Consider the following 17,413-nt stretch of genomic DNA (forward strand, 5'->3'; position numbering starts at 1 on the left):
ACTATCGCCAGCTAGGCCGTACCGACCTGAACGTGAGTGCAATCTGCCTCGGCACCATGACTTGGGGCGAGCAAAACACTGAAGCTGAAGCCTTCGCACAGATTGAACGGGCCAAAGAGGCCGGGATCAATTTCATCGACACCGCCGAGATGTACCCGGTGCCGCCGAAAGCCGAAACCTACGCCACCACCGAGCGCTACATCGGCAATTACTTCAAAAGTCGGGGCGATCGTGCCGACTGGATCCTGGCCAGCAAGATCGCCGGCCCGGGCAACACCATCGACTACATCCGCGACAAAAATCTGCGCCACAACCGCCAGCACATAACTGAAGCGGTGGATGCCAGCCTGAAACGCCTGCAAACCGATTACATCGACCTTTACCAGTTGCACTGGCCTGAGCGCAGCACCAACTTTTTCGGACAGCTGGGCTACAAACACAAGATCGAAGCCAACCTGACCCCGCTCGAAGACACCCTTGAAGCGCTCGACGAGCAGGTGAAGGCCGGCAAGATCCGCCACATCGGTCTGTCCAACGAAACGCCGTGGGGCACCATGCGTTTCCTCGCTCTGGCCGAAGCCCGTGGCTGGCCGCGCGCTGTGTCGATCCAGAACCCTTACAACCTGCTCAACCGCAGCTTCGAAGTCGGCCTGGCCGAAATCGCCATCCGCGAACAGTGCGGCCTGCTCGCCTATTCGCCGTTGGCGTTCGGTTTCCTGTCGGGCAAGTACGAAGGTGGCGCCCGCCCGCCAAAAGGTCGCCTGAGCCTCTACAGCCGCTTCAGCCGCTACTTCAATCCACAATCGGAAGCTGCCTGCAGCCGTTACGTTGCATTGGCCCGTGAACACGGTTTGGATCCGGCGCAAATGGCCCTGGCGTTCGTGACCCAGCAACCGTTCGTCACCAGCAACATCATTGGTGCAACCACTCTTGAGCAACTGGACAGCAACATTGCCAGTTTCGATCTGAAACTTTCCGATGAAGTGCTGGCAGGGATCGAGGCGATTCACAAGGATCATCCAAATCCTGCGCCATAAGTAAAAAAGAGTGATCATTCCCACCCAGCGTGTGGGAATGCATTCCTGACGCTCCGTGTCGCGCTCAAAGCGGAACGCGGAGCGTCCCCGGCGGCATTCCCACGCAGAGCTTGGGAACGCTCATCAAAGCGATCGCGCAATGATCTCCTTCATGATTTCATTGGTGCCGGCATAAATCCGTTGCACTCGCGCATCAGCCCAAGCCCGGGCCACCGGGTATTCCCACATGAAGCCGTAACCGCCATGTAACTGCACGCATTCGTCGAGTACCTTGCACTGCAAGTCCGTGCCCCAATACTTGGCCATCGCCGCCGTCGGCACGTCGAGCTTGCCTTGCAGATGCAACTCCAGGCATCGGTCGACGAACACCCGACCGATCTGAATCTCGGTGGCCATCTCCGCCAGTTTGAAGCGGGTGTTCTGGAAGTCGGCAATCGCCTTGCCGAACGCCTTGCGATCGCGGGTGTAATCGAGTGTCCATTGCAGCGCAGCTTCCGCCGAGGCCAGACCACCAATCGCCACTGTCAGACGCTCCTGCGGCAGTTCCTGCATCAAATAGGCAAACCCCGCCCCGGCCTGACCCAACAGGTTTTCTTTCGGCACGCGTACGTCCTGAAAGAACAATTCCGACGTGTCCTGCGCCTTCATTCCGACCTTTTCCAGACGCTTGCCCTTGTCGAAGCCTGGCGTGTTCGCCTCGACCAGAAACAGGCTGGTGCCCTTCGCTCCAGCCTTAGGATCAGTCTTGGCGACGACGATCACCAGGTCAGCCAGAAAGCCGTTGGTGATGAAGGTTTTCGAGCCGTTGATCACGTACTCATCGCCGTCCAGCGCAGCAGTAGTCTTGACGCCTTGCAGGTCGGAACCGGCGCCCGGCTCGGTCATGGCAATCGCCGTGACCATCTCGCCCGAGACCAGTTTCGGCAGGTATTTGTGCTTCAGCGCTTCGCTGCCGTAATGCAGGATGTAAGGCGCCACGATGTCCGAATGCAGCGAGAAACCGATACCGGTCAGGCCTAGTCGACCGACCTCCTCGATCACTACGGTGCTGTAAAGAAAGTCCGCCCCCAACCCGCCGTATTCTTCCGGCAGATGCGAGCACAGCATCCCTGCCTCCCCTGCCTTGTTCCACAGTTTGCGGTCGATATAGCCTTGTTTCTCCCATTGCGCATGAAACGGCACCGCCTCTTTTTCGAGGAAGGTTCGTACGCTGTCGCGGAACAATTCGTGCTCGGGGCTGAACAAGGTTCTGGGGATCATGCGGCACCTTTCTTTCTTGTAGGAGGGATATGACCTTCAGAGACTATGCCTCCCCTCCGATACAGGACACTGGACACATCCGACAAAAAATAAGACGATCCAGCCGTCTGGTGACCACTTTCCCTTATAAAAACAAAACAAAAGTTGAATTATGTCTAAGCAAGTCTCCACGCCCTTGCGGCGCGTCAGCATCCTGGCGATCGACCGGGTTTTCGCATCCACTCTCATGCAGGCCAAGGATTTTTTCCATCTGGCCAGCCTGCGTTACGGTAAACAACTGGGCCACGGCCTGACTCCGGCGTTCGAAACACGCCTGGTTAGCCCCGACGGCAAACCGGTGAACAGTTTCAGCGACGTGGTCATGCCGGTCGACGGCGGCCTGGAAAATGCCGACGTCATTATCCTTCCGGCGTTCTGGGACGATTTCGATACGCTTTGCAGCCGTTATCCACAGGTCCTGCCGTGGCTGCGCGAGCAACATGCGCGCGGCGCGGTACTGTGCGGCGAAGCCACCGGAGTGTTCTGGCTGGCCGAGGCCGGTCTGCTCAACGGCAAGGAAGCGACCACCTACTGGCGCTTCTTCAATGCGTTTGCCGAGCGTTTCCCACGGGTGTTCCTCAATCAGGACAAACACCTGACCGACGCCGACAACCTCTACTGCGCCGGCGGCACCACATCGGCCTGCGACCTCTACATCTACTTGATAGAGCGCTTCTGCGGGGCCAACGTCGCACAGGCTGTGGCCCGCGACATCCTCTACGAAGTGCAGCGCAGTTATTCGCCGGGGCGCATCGGTTTTGGCGGACAGAAGCTGCATCAGGACGTGATCATCCTGCAGATCCAGCACTGGCTCGAAGAGCATTTTGCCGACAAGTTCCGTTTCGAAGACGTTGCCCGCGAACACGGCATGAGCATTCGCAATTTCATGCGCCGCTTCCAGACCGCCACGGGCGACAAACCGCTGCATTACCTGCAACGGCTGCGCATCGAGACGGCCAAGGGCTTGCTGTCGGGCAGTCGCAAGAGCATCAAGACCATCAGCTATGAAGTCGGATACGACGATGCGAGTTTCTTTGCGCGACTGTTCCGCCAGCACACCGAATTGTCACCGAACCAGTATCGGCAGCAGTTTCAGCAGGCGGCGTAAAGGCCTGCGATCTTTTGATCTTCAGCGCACAAAAAAGGGCCTGCAATTGCAGGCCCTTTTTTTTGGCGAATCCGTTTAAGGCTTGTGCGCCCGGGACAGGAATTCGTGCGATTGCATCTCCAGCAAACGGCTCAGCGTACGCTGGAACTCGAAGTTCAGACGTCCGCCGGTGTACAGATCCTTCAACTCGACTTCCGCAGAAATGATCAGCTTCACGTTGCGGTCGTAGAACTCGTCGACCATGTTGATGAAGCGACGAGCGATGTCGTCGGTGGTGACGCTCATCTGCTCGACACCGCTGAGCAGCACGGCGTGGAAGATCTTGCCCAGTTCGATGTAGTCGTTCTGGCTACGCGGGCCGTCGCACAGTTCGCGGAAGTCGAACCAGGCCACGTCGTCACAGGTACGCAGCGCGCGAATTTCACGGTTCTCGATGATCAACACATCGTTTTCCACCGCCGCCGTGCATTCCGGTGTCAGTGCCTTGAAGCTCTTGCGCAGGCTTTCGTGAGCGGCTTCGTCGAGCGGATAGTGGAACAGCTCCGCCTGTTCGAGGTGACGCAGACGGTAGTCGACGCCGCTGTCGACGTTGACGATCTCGGTGTTCTGCTTGATCAGCGCGATGGCTGGCAGGAAGCGCGCACGTTGCAGGCCGTCCTTGTACAGGCCGTCCGGAACGATGTTCGACGTTGCGACCAGGGTTACGCCGTTCTTGAACAGCTCTTCCATCAGCGTGCCGAGAATCATGGCGTCGGTGATGTCGGAAACGAAGAACTCATCGAAGCAGATAACCCGCGATTCCGCCGCAAAACGCTTGGCGATGAGGGTCAGCGGGTTTTTCTCGCCGCCGAGGGTTTTCATCTCTTCGTGCACACGCTTCATGAAGCGGTGGAAGTGCGTGCGGGTCTTTTCCTTGAACGGCAGCGCTTCGAAGAAGGTGTCGACCAGGTAAGTCTTGCCGCGACCCACGCCGCCCCAGAAATACAGACCCTTGACCGGCGTCTGATCCTTTTTGCCAAACAGTTTGCTCAACAGGCCGGGCTTGTTCTGATCGGCGGCGATCAGATCCTCGTACAGGCGCTGCAAATGACGCACAGCAGTTTCCTGCGCGGCGTCATGGAAGAAGTCCGGGCGTTTCAGATCAGCTTGGTATCGTTCTAGGGGCGTCATAATTCGTTAGCAAGGCAACAAAAACGGGCCGTCACTGTAGCGACGGCCCGTGGGAATGGCAATCAGCCCTTGGTCGGGCCGCGCCGCTGATTATTCCTGAACCGGTTTCAGCGCGATGCGCAGGGCCTCGATGGCCGCGTCCCGTGCTGCACTGTCGGCGAACGCCGGGCTGTCGCCGACACACTGGCCTTCCAGCCACACGCTGAAGCTCAGGTCTTCGCTGCGCACGTCCAGTGCTTGACCGGATTGCAATTGCTTGGTCACCTGCCCTGCCGCTTTGCCATCAGCGAAGTTGCGCGACAGCAGCAGTTGCTCGCCATCAGCCGCCAGCAGACGGAAGCGGAAACTGCCGTCGTCTTCACGGAAACTGACGAAACGCGCGGCTTTCGCGGCTTTCTTCTTGGTGGTCGCAGCCACTTGAACTTGGTTGACGAACGAACGCAGACCAACCGCTTCACGCAACTCGTTGAGGAACGGCGTCGCCACGGCACGGGCCTTTTTGGCGCCGATCTGGAGGATGTCTTCCAGATCCGCCGGACGCTCGATCAATTGGTGATAACGCTCGCGAGACTCGCCGAGTTCGTTGTCGAGCAACTGGAACAGGCGATTCTTCGCCTCACCCCAACCCAGACCGCCCAGCAGTTCGCTGCGGAATTCGTCCGACTGCGCCGGCGTCGAGAACGCCTGGAACAGGGTGAACAGGTGCGAGTTGTCCGGATCCTTGGCTTCGCCCGGCGCTTTCGAGTCAGTGACGATCCGTGAGATCGCGTCTTTCATCTCTTTGGCGCTGGAGAACAACGGGATGGTGTTGTCGTAGCTCTTCGACATCTTGCGACCGTCCAGGCCCGGCAACGTCGCCACGCTTTCTTCGATCAGCGCTTCGGGCATGGTGAAGAACTCTTTGCCCTGGCCGAACAGGTGGTTGAAGCGCTGGCCGATATCACGGGCCATTTCCACGTGCTGGATCTGATCGCGACCGACCGGCACCTTGTGCGCGTTGAACATCAGGATGTCCGCCGCCATCAGCACCGGGTAGCTATAGAGGCCCATGGTGATGCCGGCATCCGGGTCTTCGCCGGTCTCGACGTTTTTATCCACCGAAGCCTTGTAGGCGTGAGCGCGGTTGAGCAGGCCCTTGGCGGCGACGCAGGTCAGCAGCCAGGTCAGCTCGGGGATTTCCGGAATATCGGACTGGCGGTAGAAGGTCACGCGGTCGACATCCAGACCACCGGCCAGCCAGGTCGCGGCGATTTCCAGACGCGAGCGCTGAATGCGCAGCGGGTCATCGCATTTGATCAGGGCGTGGTAGTCGGCCAGGAAGTAGAACGAATCGGCATTGCTGTCGCGGCTGGCGAGGATCGCCGGGCGGATGGCGCCGGCGTAGTTGCCCAGGTGCGGCGTGCCGGTGGTGGTGATGCCGGTGAGGATGCGGGTACGGTGCGTCATGGGTAATCGCTTGTCAGACTGCAATCAATTCGAGAGACGCGGCAGGATCAGATCCTTGAGATCGGTCAACTTGCCATGAAAAAAGTGTCCGCATTCTGCCACTTTCAGCAGCTCATGGGGGCGCTGGAGTTTTTCAGACCATTGGTAAACCAGTTGCGGATCGATGACTTCATCGGTTTCCGGCTGGATCAGAGTCAACTCGCCGAGTTGCGGCAGTTGATCCTGTTCGCCCAGACGCATCACCGCCGGCGCGACCATGAACAGGTGCTTGAGCTGCACACCCTGGGCTTCGAGACGGCCACCGAGACTTGCTGCAACAAATCCGCCGAAGGAGAAACCGAACAGGGTCAGCGGCAGATCCGGGTGTTTTTCCCGAAGCCAGGCAGCAACGGCTTGAGCGTCATCGACTTCGCCGGTGCCCATGTCGTGTGCCCCTTCGCTGGCGCCGACGCCACGATAGTTGAAGCGCAAGGTGATCAGGCCCGCGTCGCGCGCGGTGCGCTGCAGGGTCGAGACGACCTTGTTGAGCATGGTGCCGCCCTGCACCGGGTTCGGATGGCAGATCAGCGCGATGCCGCGCGGCTGCTCGTTGTCCAGGTACAGAGACTCAAGTTGACCCACCGGGCCGTCAATCACTACAGGGGTTTCACGCATCAGCAAGGAAGGAACTCCGTGACCTCGAATCGGGTCGACTCGTCTAGCAAATTGTCTGTGCCAATCTATTGCGAGTGAATCGCGGTATACAGCGCAGGTTCGAGCCGTTAACGTAAAGCAAAGCCGTTTATAGAGGAAGGACTCGTGGAACACTCGCTCTTAGTTTGGTTGTTACCGACTCTTGCCCTGGTTGTGGGTGTCGCCATTGGATTCCTGATCGCGCGCGTTGCGCCGAACGCCGCGCCGAGCCGTACGCAGCGTCAACTGGATGATATCCAGGAGCGTTTCGACAGTTATCAAAACGAGGTGGTCACCCACTTCAACAGCACCGCAATGCTGGTCAAGAAGCTGACCCAGAGCTATCAGGAAGTGCAGGATCATCTCGCCGAGGGCGCCAATCGTCTGGCCCTGGACGAGCAGACCCGCCAGCGCCTGATCGCCGCCCTGCACGCCGACGCGGCGGTGGCACCACGCGAACGCCTGACGCCCCCGCGCGATCAAGAGCCACCGCGCGACTACGCTCCGAAGACGCCGAACTCGCCGGGCATGCTTGATGAGCAATATGGTTTGAAGAAGTAATCAGTCTTCACTGAAAACAAAAAGCCCCCTGACAATTCGGTTGTCCGGGGGCTTTTTTGTGACATGGAATCTTCGGTGCCTGACCGGTCCCTTCGCGAGCAAGCTCGCTCCCACAGTGAGTGATGTTGCCCACAGAATGTGTGTTCAACATAAAACCCTGTGGGAGCGGGCTTGCCCGCGAAGAGGCTGGCACTGCCCAGACAAAAAAATGCCCGATCACAGGATCGGGCATTTCTTCATTCAGACATTCAGTTACGGATACTGCTGAACCGTACCCGGCTGCTGCTGACCACCATACTGCTGACCCGGAATCGCCTTCAGGTTGACCTCGACGCGACGGTTCTGCGCCCGGCCATTGACGTCACCGTTGCTGGCAATCGGGTTATCCGGACCGGCACCACGGGCCGACAGGTTGGCGCCACTGACACCTTGCGAGGTCAGGTAAGTCGCCACGCTCTGCGCACGACGTTGAGACAGGTCCATGTTGTGCTGGCGGCTGCCGGTGCTGTCGGTGTAGCCGACGATTTCGATCTGGTTCTGGCTGAATTCTTTCAACGAGCCGGCCAGGTTGTTCAGCGGCTGGTAGAAGCTCGACGCGATGTTCGCCGAATCGGTAGCGAAAGTGATGTTGCCCGGCATGATCAGCTTGATCTGATCGCCCTGACGCTGCACTTCAACCCCGGTGTTGGCCATGCTGGCGCGCAGTTTTTTCTCTTGCTGGTCGGCGTAGTAACCGTAACCGGCCGCCGAAGCACCGACCACGGCCGCACCGATCAAGGCACCCTTGCCACGGTTATCATGACCGATAGCAGCACCGGCCAGTGCACCGGCCAGAGCACCGAGGCCACCGTATTTGGCAGTTTTGCTCATGCCTTGGGAGCCACCGTCGGCCTGACCCTGATTGTCATACGGGTTGGGCGAGGCGCATCCGGACAGCAAGGCCACGGCAGTAGCGACAATAATCAAACGACGCTTGGTGAACATGAAGAGCTCCTACGTTTCTGCATTCTGTGGTGCAGCGGCCGTTTGGCAATAAACCTCTGCGGGCGTTTGATCGTGACTATGCGCAAAAATTCCACCGGGCACTCGTGACAAAATATTTAGGCCCGCACGAATGGGTTTTCGCGCATTTCATCCCCTAGACGCGTGTCCGGACCATGCCCGGCAATTACCGTCGCGTCTTCATCCAGCGTATATAGCCGCTGCTTGATCGATCGCACGATGGTCGCCTGATCGCCGCCCCACAAATCCGTGCGCCCTACGCCGCGACGAAACAGCGTGTCGCCGGCAATCAACAGCTTAGCCTCGGAAAACCAAAAGCTCATGGAACCTGGCGTATGACCCGGCGTGTGCAGTGCCACGCCGCAGCCGCAAGCGAGTTGTTCATCATCGCTCAACCAGCGATCGGGCGATGGCACCGGCACGTAAGGCACGCCGAACATCTGGCATTGCATCTCGAGGTTGTCCCAGAGGAACTGGTCTTCTTTGTGCAAATGCAGGGTCGCGCCGGTTTTTTCTTTCATCTGCCCGGAAGCGAGGAAGTGATCGAGATGCGCGTGGGTGTGAATGATGCTGACGACTTTCAGCCCCAGCGCATCGAGCCGCGCCATGATCAGGTCAGGGTTGCCACCCGGGTCGACGACGATGGCTTTCTTGGTGACCGGATCGCCGATGATGGTGCAGTTGCACTGGAGCGGGCCTACGGGGAAGGTTTCGCGGATGAGCGCTGGACTTGGAACGGTCATGGGGAATCCTGAGAATGGTTCAACACCGTCGAAAACGGTCGTTTCCGGATTTTACCGTCGCTAGATCATTAACCCCAGTTCTTTGGCCCGCGCCACGGCTTGCGTACGCCGCTCAACTCCCAACTTGCTGTTGATATGGCTGGCGTGGGTTTTCACCGTATGCAGGGAAATGAACAGTTGATCGCTGATCTCCTGATTCGAGCAACCCTGCGCAATCAGGCGTAATACCGCCAACTCCCGGCTGCTGAGTTGTTCGGCGCCGCCGGACTCAACAGCTGGGCGGACTGCCGCAGGCGGCAAGTAATCGAGCAATTTTTGCCCAGCCAACGACGTTGAAGTCTGTAATTGCCCGCGCAACCAGTCCATATGCCCTTTTAACAAGGTATCGAACGGTTGCAGCACGCCCCCGGCCGCCGCTTCCAGCGCCTGGCTCAACGCCTTGCGCGCTTCCGGCTCACGCCCACCCGCCAGCAGCAACACCACTTTCTGCGTCAACGCCATCACACTGAGCAACTGCCGCCCCGTTCGCTGACCGTTTTCATGCAACACATTCAACCGCCCTTCGGCAATCATCGGTTGCCCTTGAGTCATGTCGAGCAGCGCCTGTTGCAGCTCAACATGTAACGGCAACTGAGGATGAAATTCCGGTGGCGCCGCTGCACGTTCGCCCGTGTAGGTCTGGCCAAGCCGCGCCAGCCAGGCCTCGGCCAGATCGGTACGCCCCTGCGCCAGCCACAGTTCGCATTTGACCAGGGTGATCATCGCCAGATAGTAAATCGGCGGCACGTCCCAGATGTGCATCAGGCGTTCGGCTTCGGCGAGTTCGGCGAAGGCCTTGGCAAACTCGCCGCTAGCACCGTCCAGGCGGGCGATCACGCAATGACCGATCAATACGCTGATATCGCGACAGGCTCGCGCTTCGCCAATCCCCGCCAGCAAGCGCACACGTGCGGCCTGCGGCTGCAAGCGCATCGCCAGTAGAAAACCTTCGTACAGCGTCAGCCGCGCGCGCACCGCATACAACCGTTGCGGCGACAGGCCGCGCAAGCGCTCAAGGCCCTGATGCACTTCATCCAGTGAGCGCAGGATTTCGCCGCGCGCCTGCAAGACGCGGGCACGGTCGTAGTGCGCCAATGCTTCGAACAAGGGATTGCCGACGCGTTGCGCCAGCTCAAGGGATTCGCGGTTCAGCCCGCGAGCGCGCCACAGATCACCGTCGGCAATCGCCAGATTGGACAAGGTCGACAAACACATCAATCGCTGGCCATAACGCTTGGCCGGCAGACTCTCAAGAGCTTCTGAGCAATACCTGAGTGTCAGTTCCCGATGGCCGCGGCCACGGGCAATGATGCCGCTCAGCGCCAGCCATTGCGCCAGCATCGACCTTTGCGCCGTGGCGGACGGCGCCGGCAGGAAACGGCTCAAGTGACTGGACAACTCTTCAGCTGCGTCGAGCTGGCAGGCCAGCCCCAGCGCCCAGCTGTACAAAACGATCAGTCGCGGCGTGCTGATCAGCAGGCTGTCAGGCAAGTCCATTTTCCAGCGCAGCAGCATGCCGACGTTTTGCTCGGCCAGCAGCTGTTCTTCGGAGAGGTTCTGTACCAGATTCGCCGCTACATCAAGGTGACCCGCGCGCAAGGCTTGCTCCACTGCTTCGTCGAGCAAGCCCTGGGCATTGAACCAACGGCAGGCGCGCAAATGCAGGGTGGCGGTCGGCACCATCGCCTGGGCAATCGGCCGGCTGCGCAACAAATCAGAAAACAGATGGTGATAACGATACCAGTGCCCGTGTTCGTCCAGCGGCACCAGAAACACCTGATGCGCCAAAAGGAAACGCAAAATTTCGGCACTGTCGTGAGCTTCGCGCACCGCGTCGCACAGTTCGCTGCAAAAGCGTTCTTGCGGTGCAGTGTCGTAGAGAAACGCCTGCACCTCGGCGGGCAGGCAATCGATGACTTCTTCAAGCAGGTAGTCGCGGATCAGCCCTTCCCCGCCGTTCAGCGCTTGCGGTAATGCCGCGTCGCTGCCGGCCTCGGACACAGCCAGCAGCCAGAAGCGCAGCCCGGCGACCCAGCCTTCGCTGCGCTGAATGAGGTTTTCCAGGGCTTCGCCGCGCAAAGACGTGCTGTGGCGATCGAGTAGCGTCAGGGCTTCATCGTGGGTCAGGCGCAGATCCTGCTCATGCAATTCGAGCAATTGCCGCGAAAGACGTAAACGCGCCAGATGCCAGTCCGGGCGCTGCCGACTGGTGACCATCACCAGCAAGCCATCGGGCAAATGATTGAGGAAAAATTGCAGGCACCGGTCGAGCACCGGCCCTTGGGCGAGATGGTAATCGTCGAGCACCAGCAGCAACGGGGTTGCCGTATCGAGGTGCAGCGTCAGCTCATCGAGCAGACCGTCGAGCCATTCTTCGAAAGCAAAGGGTTGATGGCGTTGACGCATCTTCAGCAGGCCGAGTGCGCGACTGCCCAATTGCGGAAAGTAGTCCTGCAGACCTTCAAGCAAGCGCTCGAGAAAGCGTCCGGGGTCGCTGTCGCGCGGGCTCAAACCCAGCCAGAGACTTTGCCAGTGTGCCGGCAGACTCTGGCAGAACTCCACCGCCAGCGAACTCTTGCCGAACCCGGCCGGGGCGCTGACCAGCAACAGTCGTCCACCGAGCCCGGCTTGCAGGCGCTCGCAAAGGCGGGGTCGCAGCACGTATCCGTCGGGTAATGGCGGGCGAAAAAAACGCCCGTCCAGTGCCGCGACGGCAACGCTTGCGGGACCCGGAAGTGGGGACAGATCAGTCATGGCCGGCTCTTGTTCGAATTGCTGTTGGCGGCGTTGCAGATGTCCGCAGACTAGCCTTAATCGAACCGGTTATGAAGGTTGCCGCTACAAATGGCTACAAAAAAGCTACAGACAAAAAAACGCCCCGAACCGGTCGGGGCGTTTTCACGAGGATGCGGCCTCGGATTTACAGCGGATTAGCGAACACCGTCCTGACGCAGAGCGGCCGGGGTGAAGTCGCTGGTAGTGGCGGTGAAGCCGAAGTCATACGCCTGCTTCTCTTCGTTCTTCATGCCCAGTGCCAGATAGCGGCCGGACTGCAGGTCGTAGAGGGTTTCCAGCGCGTACCACGGCACTTGTTTGTCGTAGTAGTTCTCGGCGTGCGCCTCGGCTACGCGCCACAGTTGACCGCGACCGTCGTAGTGGTCGATGACGGCTGCTTGCCAGGTATCTTCATCGATGTAGAAGTCACGCTTGGCGTAGATGTGGCGCTGACCTTCCTTCAAGGTTGCGACCACGTGCCAGACGCGACGAAGCTCGTAACGCGCCAGATCCTGATTGATGTGGCCGGCCTTGATAATGTCGGAGTACTTCAGTTTCGGATCGTCGAGCTTGTAGCTGTCGGAGGCGATGTACATCTCTTTCTTGCCTTCAAGCTTCCAGTCGTAGCGGTCCGGCGCACCGTTGTACATGTCGAGGTTGTCGGAGGTACGCAGGCCATCCGCCGCAGTACCCGGGCCGTCATAGGACACTTGTGGCGCACGGCGCACACGGCGCTGACCGGCGTTGTAGACCCACGCCGAACGCGGCTCTTTAACTTGGTCGAGCGTTTCGTGCACCAGCAACACACCACCGGCCAGACGTGCCGGCGCGGTCACTTTCTGCTTGAAGTAGAACAGGATGTTGCCCGGGTTTTTCGGGTCGTAGTCCTTCATCTTGTCGCGGAACACGAACTGGTCCTGGAAGTACACCAGACTGTACGAGCCATTCGGCTGTGGCGTCGCCTGGGTCACCAGACGGGTCACACTGCCGCCGCGATAGCGGGTGATGTGGTTCCAGATGACTTCCACACCGGTTTTCGGAATCGGGAACGGCACGGCGGTTTCGAAGTTTTCCAGACCGTTGCCACCGGACACCAGATTGGTGGTCGTGGCGTTTTTCTTGATCGAGGCGAACACCTCATCCGGCACGGTGGCGCCGCGATGGGACGGATACACCGGCATTTTGAAGGTTTCCGGGTAGCGCTTGAACATCGCGTACTGGCCCGGTGCAAGTTTGTCCTTGTACTTGTCGGCATCTTTCGCGGTGATGGTGAACAGCGGCTGTTCACTGGCGTACGGGTTGGACAGGAAACCTTTGCTGTCGACGCTGCCGGCATTCTTCGGCAGCGGCTTCCAGGCCGGAATCGAACCGTCGGCATTACCGGCCATTTCGGCGCCCATCGGGGTCAGGCTCTTGCCCAACTTGTCGGCTTCGGCAGCAGGCACTGCGGCCATGACACTGGTCGCCAGCAACGACAGGCCCAAAACACCGGCGTGGAACAGACTCTTTGTTATTTTCATAAATTCGTTCGTCCTGAAATGCAGTGCTTAGAAGTTCACGCCGAAGCTGAGCGCAACGAAGTCGCGGTCATCCACGGTGGTGTACTTGCCGTCGAAGAAGTTGGTGTAAGCCAGGCTCGCGGTGTAGGTGTTCTGGTACTCGGCATCGACGCCCAGGCTGACGGCTTTGCGACCTTCCTCGAAGTTGCCGCCAGGGCCTGGCGAGTAGCCGCTGACGTCGTGCGACCAGGCCACGTTAGGCTTGAGGTTCACACCGGCGAAGACGTCGTTGTATTCCCAGATGGCACGACCGCGGTAGCCCCACGACATCGATGTGGTGAAGCCGTCGTTGTCGCAATTGCGGCTGCGGTTGTTCTGCGGCGAACCCGGCCCGGCACCATTGATGGTGCTGGCGTTGAGGATGTTGGCGCAGGTGTTAGTGGTACCCGTGGCCGGCAACTCACCCGGGCCATACACCGGATCGCGGCCATAACGCTTGTCGGACCGGCTTTCCAGCCCGCCGACGTAGGTCGCGCCGACTTCACCGACGAGGGTCAGACGGCTGGCGCCCATGACCTGGTCGAAGAAGTGTGTGAAGGTCGTTTGCAGTTGGGTGATTTCCTTACGCTCGTAGCCATGCAGATCCTGGCCAGGAACACCAGTGAGCAGCGAAGCGTTGGTCAGCGCGCCGCCCAGCGGACGTACCCCGGCGAACAGGATATCGGTGGAGTTCAGTTGCACCGGTGCGTTCGGGCGATAGCTGATTTCACCGCTCCACGCCGTACCGGTAGGCAAGGTGGTGGAGAAGCTCAGGCCGTAGAGGCGAATGTCTTCCGGGTATTCAATGAAGTAATTCGAGTTACCCGCCACCAGCAGTGGTGCGAGGGCAGCGAACGGTCCTGGCAAAGACGCTGCGGTGTTGTAGACCGACTGTGGCGCACCGGTGGCACTGAAGATCGGCGCACGGCTGTGGTAGTTCATGAAGTACGCGCCGAACTCGGTATCCAGTGGCTCGAACATGTACTTCAGGGACGCGCCCCACTGACCGCTGTCACGGGCATCACGATCCGGGCCACGACGCACCAGAACACCTTCCTGGTCTACGTTGACACCGTTGGCAGCCAACGGCCCCAAAGCGATGGCCGGGATTTGTGAACGCTTGTTCAGCACCCGCAGGTTGTCGTTGCAACCGTCGGCAACGATGTCCGGCTGCGAGAAGAACGTGCCGCAGTTGTCGACGACTGTCTGGTCCCACTCAAGCTGATAGAACGCTTCGGCCGAGAGGTTCTCGGTCAGGCTCTGGGACACGTAGAACATGTTGACCGGGATCAGGCCTTCCTTGATCTCGGCGCCCGGACGACGGAATGCAGACACGTCGATCGGGTTGATGGAGTTGATGCCGCCGCCGATGAAGGTACTTTCACCCCAGCTCACCACCTGCTTGCCCAGACGCACGGAACCCGGCTGATCGGCGATGGAGTAGTTGTGGTAGACGAAGGCGTCGAGGATCTGCGCGCCGGACGACTTGGCGCCCTCTTTGCGACCCGAATCGCTGATGTCCTTGAACTCGCGGCTTTCGTCCTTGAGTTCAAAGTCGTACCAGTATTTGCCACGGACGAACACGCCGGTGTCGCCGTATTTCAATTCAAGGTCATGGATACCCTTGAAGATCTTCGAAAAGGTTTCGCCACTTTTGAAGTTGGCGTGGCCGTCGTCGGAGGTCTGCGACAGCCCCTGGCCGCCATTGTTGACGCCGATGAGGTTCTTGTTCGGGCTCTGAGTAGACCAACTGGCACCGATCGACAGGGAAGAGTCGAACTGGCCTTCGATTTCACCGACGTTGAAACTGACGCCGAATGCAGGCCCGGCGAGCGAGGAGGCAAGACTGACCGCCAGAGGCAGTTTCGCCCGGCGCCAGAACTGGTTTACTGAGGTCATCGACGCTACTCCATGTGCATTATTGTTATGGCAGTGAGTACTTTTAAAAACGTCTGAAGGACCGGTAGCCAAGGGCTTCCCGAAATCACTCCAATGCTGCATCGCCCCGTTTTGTGCGTGTGCCCCGTTCTTAAAAATCCTTGAGCGGACTATAGCCAGCAGGTTGTAGTGCTTGATCCCTCTAAAGTGTGATTTGCAGCTGCCAGCCACTCTGGAACAGTCCTTTCGCCAGTCCGACAAATGTCGGCACGGCAAGGATGGCTGATTTTTTCGATTTCACAAGCCAAGCGCTTGCTTGGTGGGTCTGGCGCGCCGTTTTCGGCGCGCCAGAGACACTTAAAGTGTCGAGAGGAAGGTGCTGTTATTGGCCTGCCATTCGGTGATGTCGAGGCGGATGCGCTTCTTGTCGAGCTTGCCGACGCTGGTCTTGGGAATTTCCGTAACAACAGCGATCTGGCTTGGAATCGCCCACTTGCTCAGGTGCCCCAGTTCGACGAATGGCTTGAGGTGTTCCTTGAGCTCGCGCGCCCCGATTTCATGACCTTCGCGGATCACCAGCAGGGCAAACGGGCGCTCGCCCCACTGCGGATCGGCGATGCCCACCACTGCTACTTCGCGTACCGCCACATGACGGCTGATCAGGTCTTCGAGGTCGAGCGAAGAGATCCACTCGCCACCGGTCTTGATCACGTCCTTGATGCGGTCGCGGATGTCGATCACGCCCATGCTGTCGAGCGTCGCAACGTCACCGGTGTGCAGCCAACCGCCGGCCCACAGCTCGGCGCCCTTCTGCGGCTCGTTGAAATAGCCTTCGGTCAACCACGGTGCGCGCAGCACCAGCTCGCCCTGAGTCTCGCCGTCCGCCGGGAGAAAGTTGCCCTCAGCATCGACGATGGCAGCTTCCACCAGCGGCCCCGGCACACCGGCCTTGATCCGATAAGTGGTGCGTTCGTCTTCGGTGCCAGCCATCAACTCATCGTTGAGGTGCGCACATGAGACCAGCGGCCCGGTTTCCGACATGCCGTACGCGGCGGTGAGCTGAATGCCGCGAGCCTTGGCGGTTTCATACAAGGTGCGATTCAGTGCGCTGCCACCAATGACGATTTTCCAGCCGCCAAAATCGTTGCCCTGCGCACCTTTGGCGTTGAGCAGCATTTGCAGGATGGTCGGCACGCAGTGGGAGAACGTGACCTTCTCCTTGCGCCACAGCTCCACCAGAAACTCCGGGTCGTAACGTCCCGGGTAAACCTGCTTGAGCCCAAGCATGGTCGCCACGTAAGGCAGGCCCCAGGCGTGCACGTGAAACATCGGCGTGATCGGCATGTACACGTCGTTGGTGCCGAGCAGGCGCACGCTGTCGATCGAGCCCATGATCGTCGACACGCCCATGGTGTGCAGCACCAGTTGCCGATGGGTGAAGTACACGCCTTTCGGGTTGCCGGTGGTGCCGGTCGTATAGAACGTGGTGGCGACCGAGTTTTCGTCGAAATCCTGGAAATCGTACTGCGGGCTCGCGGCGGCCAGCAGTTGTTCGTACTCGCCGACCAGATTTGGCAGCTCGGCGGTTTTTTCCGGCAGGTCGGTCAGCAGCAGGGTTTTGTCGACCGTGGTCAGGTGCGGCGCGATGGCCTGGTACAAACCGACGAACTCGCTGTTGACCAGCACAAAGCGGTCCTCGGCGTGGTTCATGGTGTAAAGAATCTGTTCCGGCGACAGACGCACATTGATGGTGTGGATCACCGCGCCGATCATCGGAATGGCAAACATGCATTCCAGGTAACGATGGCTGTCCCAGTCCATCACCGCCACGGTGTCACCGGCCTTGACTCCGGCAGCCGTCAGCACGTTGGCCAGCCTTGCGACACGCTCGATCAGGGTCGGATAGCTGTAGCGCAACTGGTCACGGTAGATGATCTCGCGGGTTTTCTCGTAACGGGCGCCGGACATCAACAGCCGTTTAATCAGCAATGGATACTGGTAAGCCCCATCGGCCGGGGGAATGACGCGAGTCTGCAACATAAGAATCCCTTTTCTGACTGCACGGTGTTAGGCGAAGAGTTTTGTACTCTAGATCGCTTATACGCCAGTCAAATCAGCCGAAGGAATGATTTGCACAGCCGTACA

The 17,413-nt window shown here is 59.4% G+C and carries 13 protein-coding genes; 3 read left to right on the forward strand and 10 right to left on the reverse strand.

The annotated features are described in order from the left end of the window. Positions 1–1,037, forward strand: a 1,037-nt coding sequence (locus tag ACIOVB_RS23040; protein ID WP_401271720.1) for an NADP(H)-dependent aldo-keto reductase, incomplete at its 5' end; no start/stop codon positions are given. A gap of 123 nt (positions 1,038–1,160) precedes the next feature. Here ACIOVB_RS23040 and ACIOVB_RS23045 read toward each other — a convergent pair. Beyond that, positions 1,161–2,297 carry an acyl-CoA dehydrogenase family protein gene (locus ACIOVB_RS23045; RefSeq protein ID WP_401271722.1) on the reverse strand — a complete coding sequence of 379 codons (1,137 nt, stop codon included), beginning with the start codon at positions 2,295–2,297 and terminating at the stop codon, positions 1,161–1,163. Positions 2,298–2,547: 250 nt separating this feature from the next. Between ACIOVB_RS23045 and ACIOVB_RS23050 the strand changes: the two genes are divergently transcribed. Beyond that, positions 2,548–3,444, forward strand: a complete 897-nt coding sequence (locus ACIOVB_RS23050) for a GlxA family transcriptional regulator (RefSeq protein WP_401271744.1) — start codon at positions 2,548–2,550, stop codon at positions 3,442–3,444. A gap of 75 nt (positions 3,445–3,519) precedes the next feature. On the opposite strand, the gene zapE is transcribed toward ACIOVB_RS23050, so the two are convergent. From zapE to ACIOVB_RS23065, 3 genes are all read right to left on the reverse strand, one after another. Continuing rightward, entirely contained in the window at positions 3,520–4,614 is a 1,095-nt protein-coding gene (zapE, locus tag ACIOVB_RS23055; RefSeq protein WP_187678013.1) for a cell division protein ZapE, read from the reverse strand. Positions 4,615–4,704: 90 nt separating this feature from the next. Then, entirely contained in the window at positions 4,705–6,060 is a 1,356-nt protein-coding gene (locus tag ACIOVB_RS23060) for a tryptophan--tRNA ligase (RefSeq protein ID WP_401271725.1), read from the reverse strand. 24 nt (positions 6,061–6,084) lie between these two features. After that, positions 6,085–6,714 carry an alpha/beta hydrolase gene (locus tag ACIOVB_RS23065; RefSeq protein WP_187678082.1) on the reverse strand — a complete coding sequence of 210 codons (630 nt, stop codon included), beginning with the start codon at positions 6,712–6,714 and terminating at the stop codon, positions 6,085–6,087. A 144-nt stretch (positions 6,715–6,858) separates the two neighbouring features. On the opposite strand from ACIOVB_RS23065, the gene ACIOVB_RS23070 reads away from it, so the two are divergent. Continuing rightward, positions 6,859–7,293, forward strand: coding sequence for a YhcB family protein (locus ACIOVB_RS23070; RefSeq protein ID WP_187678015.1), 435 nt, complete (start codon positions 6,859–6,861; stop codon positions 7,291–7,293). A gap of 252 nt (positions 7,294–7,545) precedes the next feature. Here the strand turns inward: ACIOVB_RS23070 and ACIOVB_RS23075 are convergent, their stop codons facing one another. The 6 genes from ACIOVB_RS23075 to ACIOVB_RS23100 all read right to left on the reverse strand — a co-directional run bounded on the left by ACIOVB_RS23075 (position 7,546) and on the right by ACIOVB_RS23100 (position 17,308). Beyond that, positions 7,546–8,277 carry an OmpA family protein gene (locus ACIOVB_RS23075; protein WP_150616353.1) on the reverse strand — a complete coding sequence of 244 codons (732 nt, stop codon included), beginning with the start codon at positions 8,275–8,277 and terminating at the stop codon, positions 7,546–7,548. A 116-nt stretch (positions 8,278–8,393) separates the two neighbouring features. After that, positions 8,394–9,038: an MBL fold metallo-hydrolase gene (locus ACIOVB_RS23080; RefSeq protein ID WP_401271728.1), complete on the reverse strand. Its 645-nt coding sequence runs from the start codon at positions 9,036–9,038 to the stop codon at positions 8,394–8,396. 60 nt (positions 9,039–9,098) lie between these two features. Continuing rightward, positions 9,099–11,831, reverse strand: coding sequence for a LuxR C-terminal-related transcriptional regulator (locus ACIOVB_RS23085; RefSeq protein WP_401271730.1), 2,733 nt, complete (start codon positions 11,829–11,831; stop codon positions 9,099–9,101). A 176-nt stretch (positions 11,832–12,007) separates the two neighbouring features. Next, positions 12,008–13,372 (reverse strand): DUF1329 domain-containing protein, encoded by a 1,365-nt coding sequence (locus ACIOVB_RS23090; protein WP_187678019.1) that lies wholly within the window; start codon positions 13,370–13,372, stop codon positions 12,008–12,010. 27 nt (positions 13,373–13,399) lie between these two features. Beyond that, entirely contained in the window at positions 13,400–15,289 is a 1,890-nt protein-coding gene (locus tag ACIOVB_RS23095; RefSeq protein ID WP_187678020.1) for a DUF1302 domain-containing protein, read from the reverse strand. Positions 15,290–15,625: 336 nt separating this feature from the next. After that, positions 15,626–17,308, reverse strand: coding sequence for a fatty acid--CoA ligase (locus ACIOVB_RS23100; protein WP_187678021.1), 1,683 nt, complete (start codon positions 17,306–17,308; stop codon positions 15,626–15,628). Positions 17,309–17,413: the final 105 nt, after the last annotated feature.

The sequence above is a fragment of the Pseudomonas sp. NPDC087639 genome (assembly GCF_044743385.1).
Lineage (GTDB): Bacteria > Pseudomonadota > Gammaproteobacteria > Pseudomonadales > Pseudomonadaceae > Aquipseudomonas.

Coding starts and splice junctions, on each gene's coding strand:
- ACIOVB_RS23045 (WP_401271722.1), bottom strand. CDS start 2,297: ATGATCCCCAGAACCTTGTTCAGCCCCGAGCACGAATTGTTCCGCGAC.
- zapE (WP_187678013.1), bottom strand. CDS start 4,614: ATGACGCCCCTAGAACGATACCAAGCTGATCTGAAACGCCCGGACTTC.
- ACIOVB_RS23060 (WP_401271725.1), bottom strand. CDS start 6,060: ATGACGCACCGTACCCGCATCCTCACCGGCATCACCACCACCGGCACG.
- ACIOVB_RS23065 (WP_187678082.1), bottom strand. CDS start 6,714: ATGCGTGAAACCCCTGTAGTGATTGACGGCCCGGTGGGTCAACTTGAG.
- ACIOVB_RS23075 (WP_150616353.1), bottom strand. CDS start 8,277: ATGTTCACCAAGCGTCGTTTGATTATTGTCGCTACTGCCGTGGCCTTG.
- ACIOVB_RS23080 (WP_401271728.1), bottom strand. CDS start 9,038: ATGACCGTTCCAAGTCCAGCGCTCATCCGCGAAACCTTCCCCGTAGGC.
- ACIOVB_RS23085 (WP_401271730.1), bottom strand. CDS start 11,831: ATGACTGATCTGTCCCCACTTCCGGGTCCCGCAAGCGTTGCCGTCGCG.
- ACIOVB_RS23090 (WP_187678019.1), bottom strand. CDS start 13,372: ATGAAAATAACAAAGAGTCTGTTCCACGCCGGTGTTTTGGGCCTGTCG.
- ACIOVB_RS23095 (WP_187678020.1), bottom strand. CDS start 15,289: ATGACCTCAGTAAACCAGTTCTGGCGCCGGGCGAAACTGCCTCTGGCG.
- ACIOVB_RS23100 (WP_187678021.1), bottom strand. CDS start 17,308: ATGTTGCAGACTCGCGTCATTCCCCCGGCCGATGGGGCTTACCAGTAT.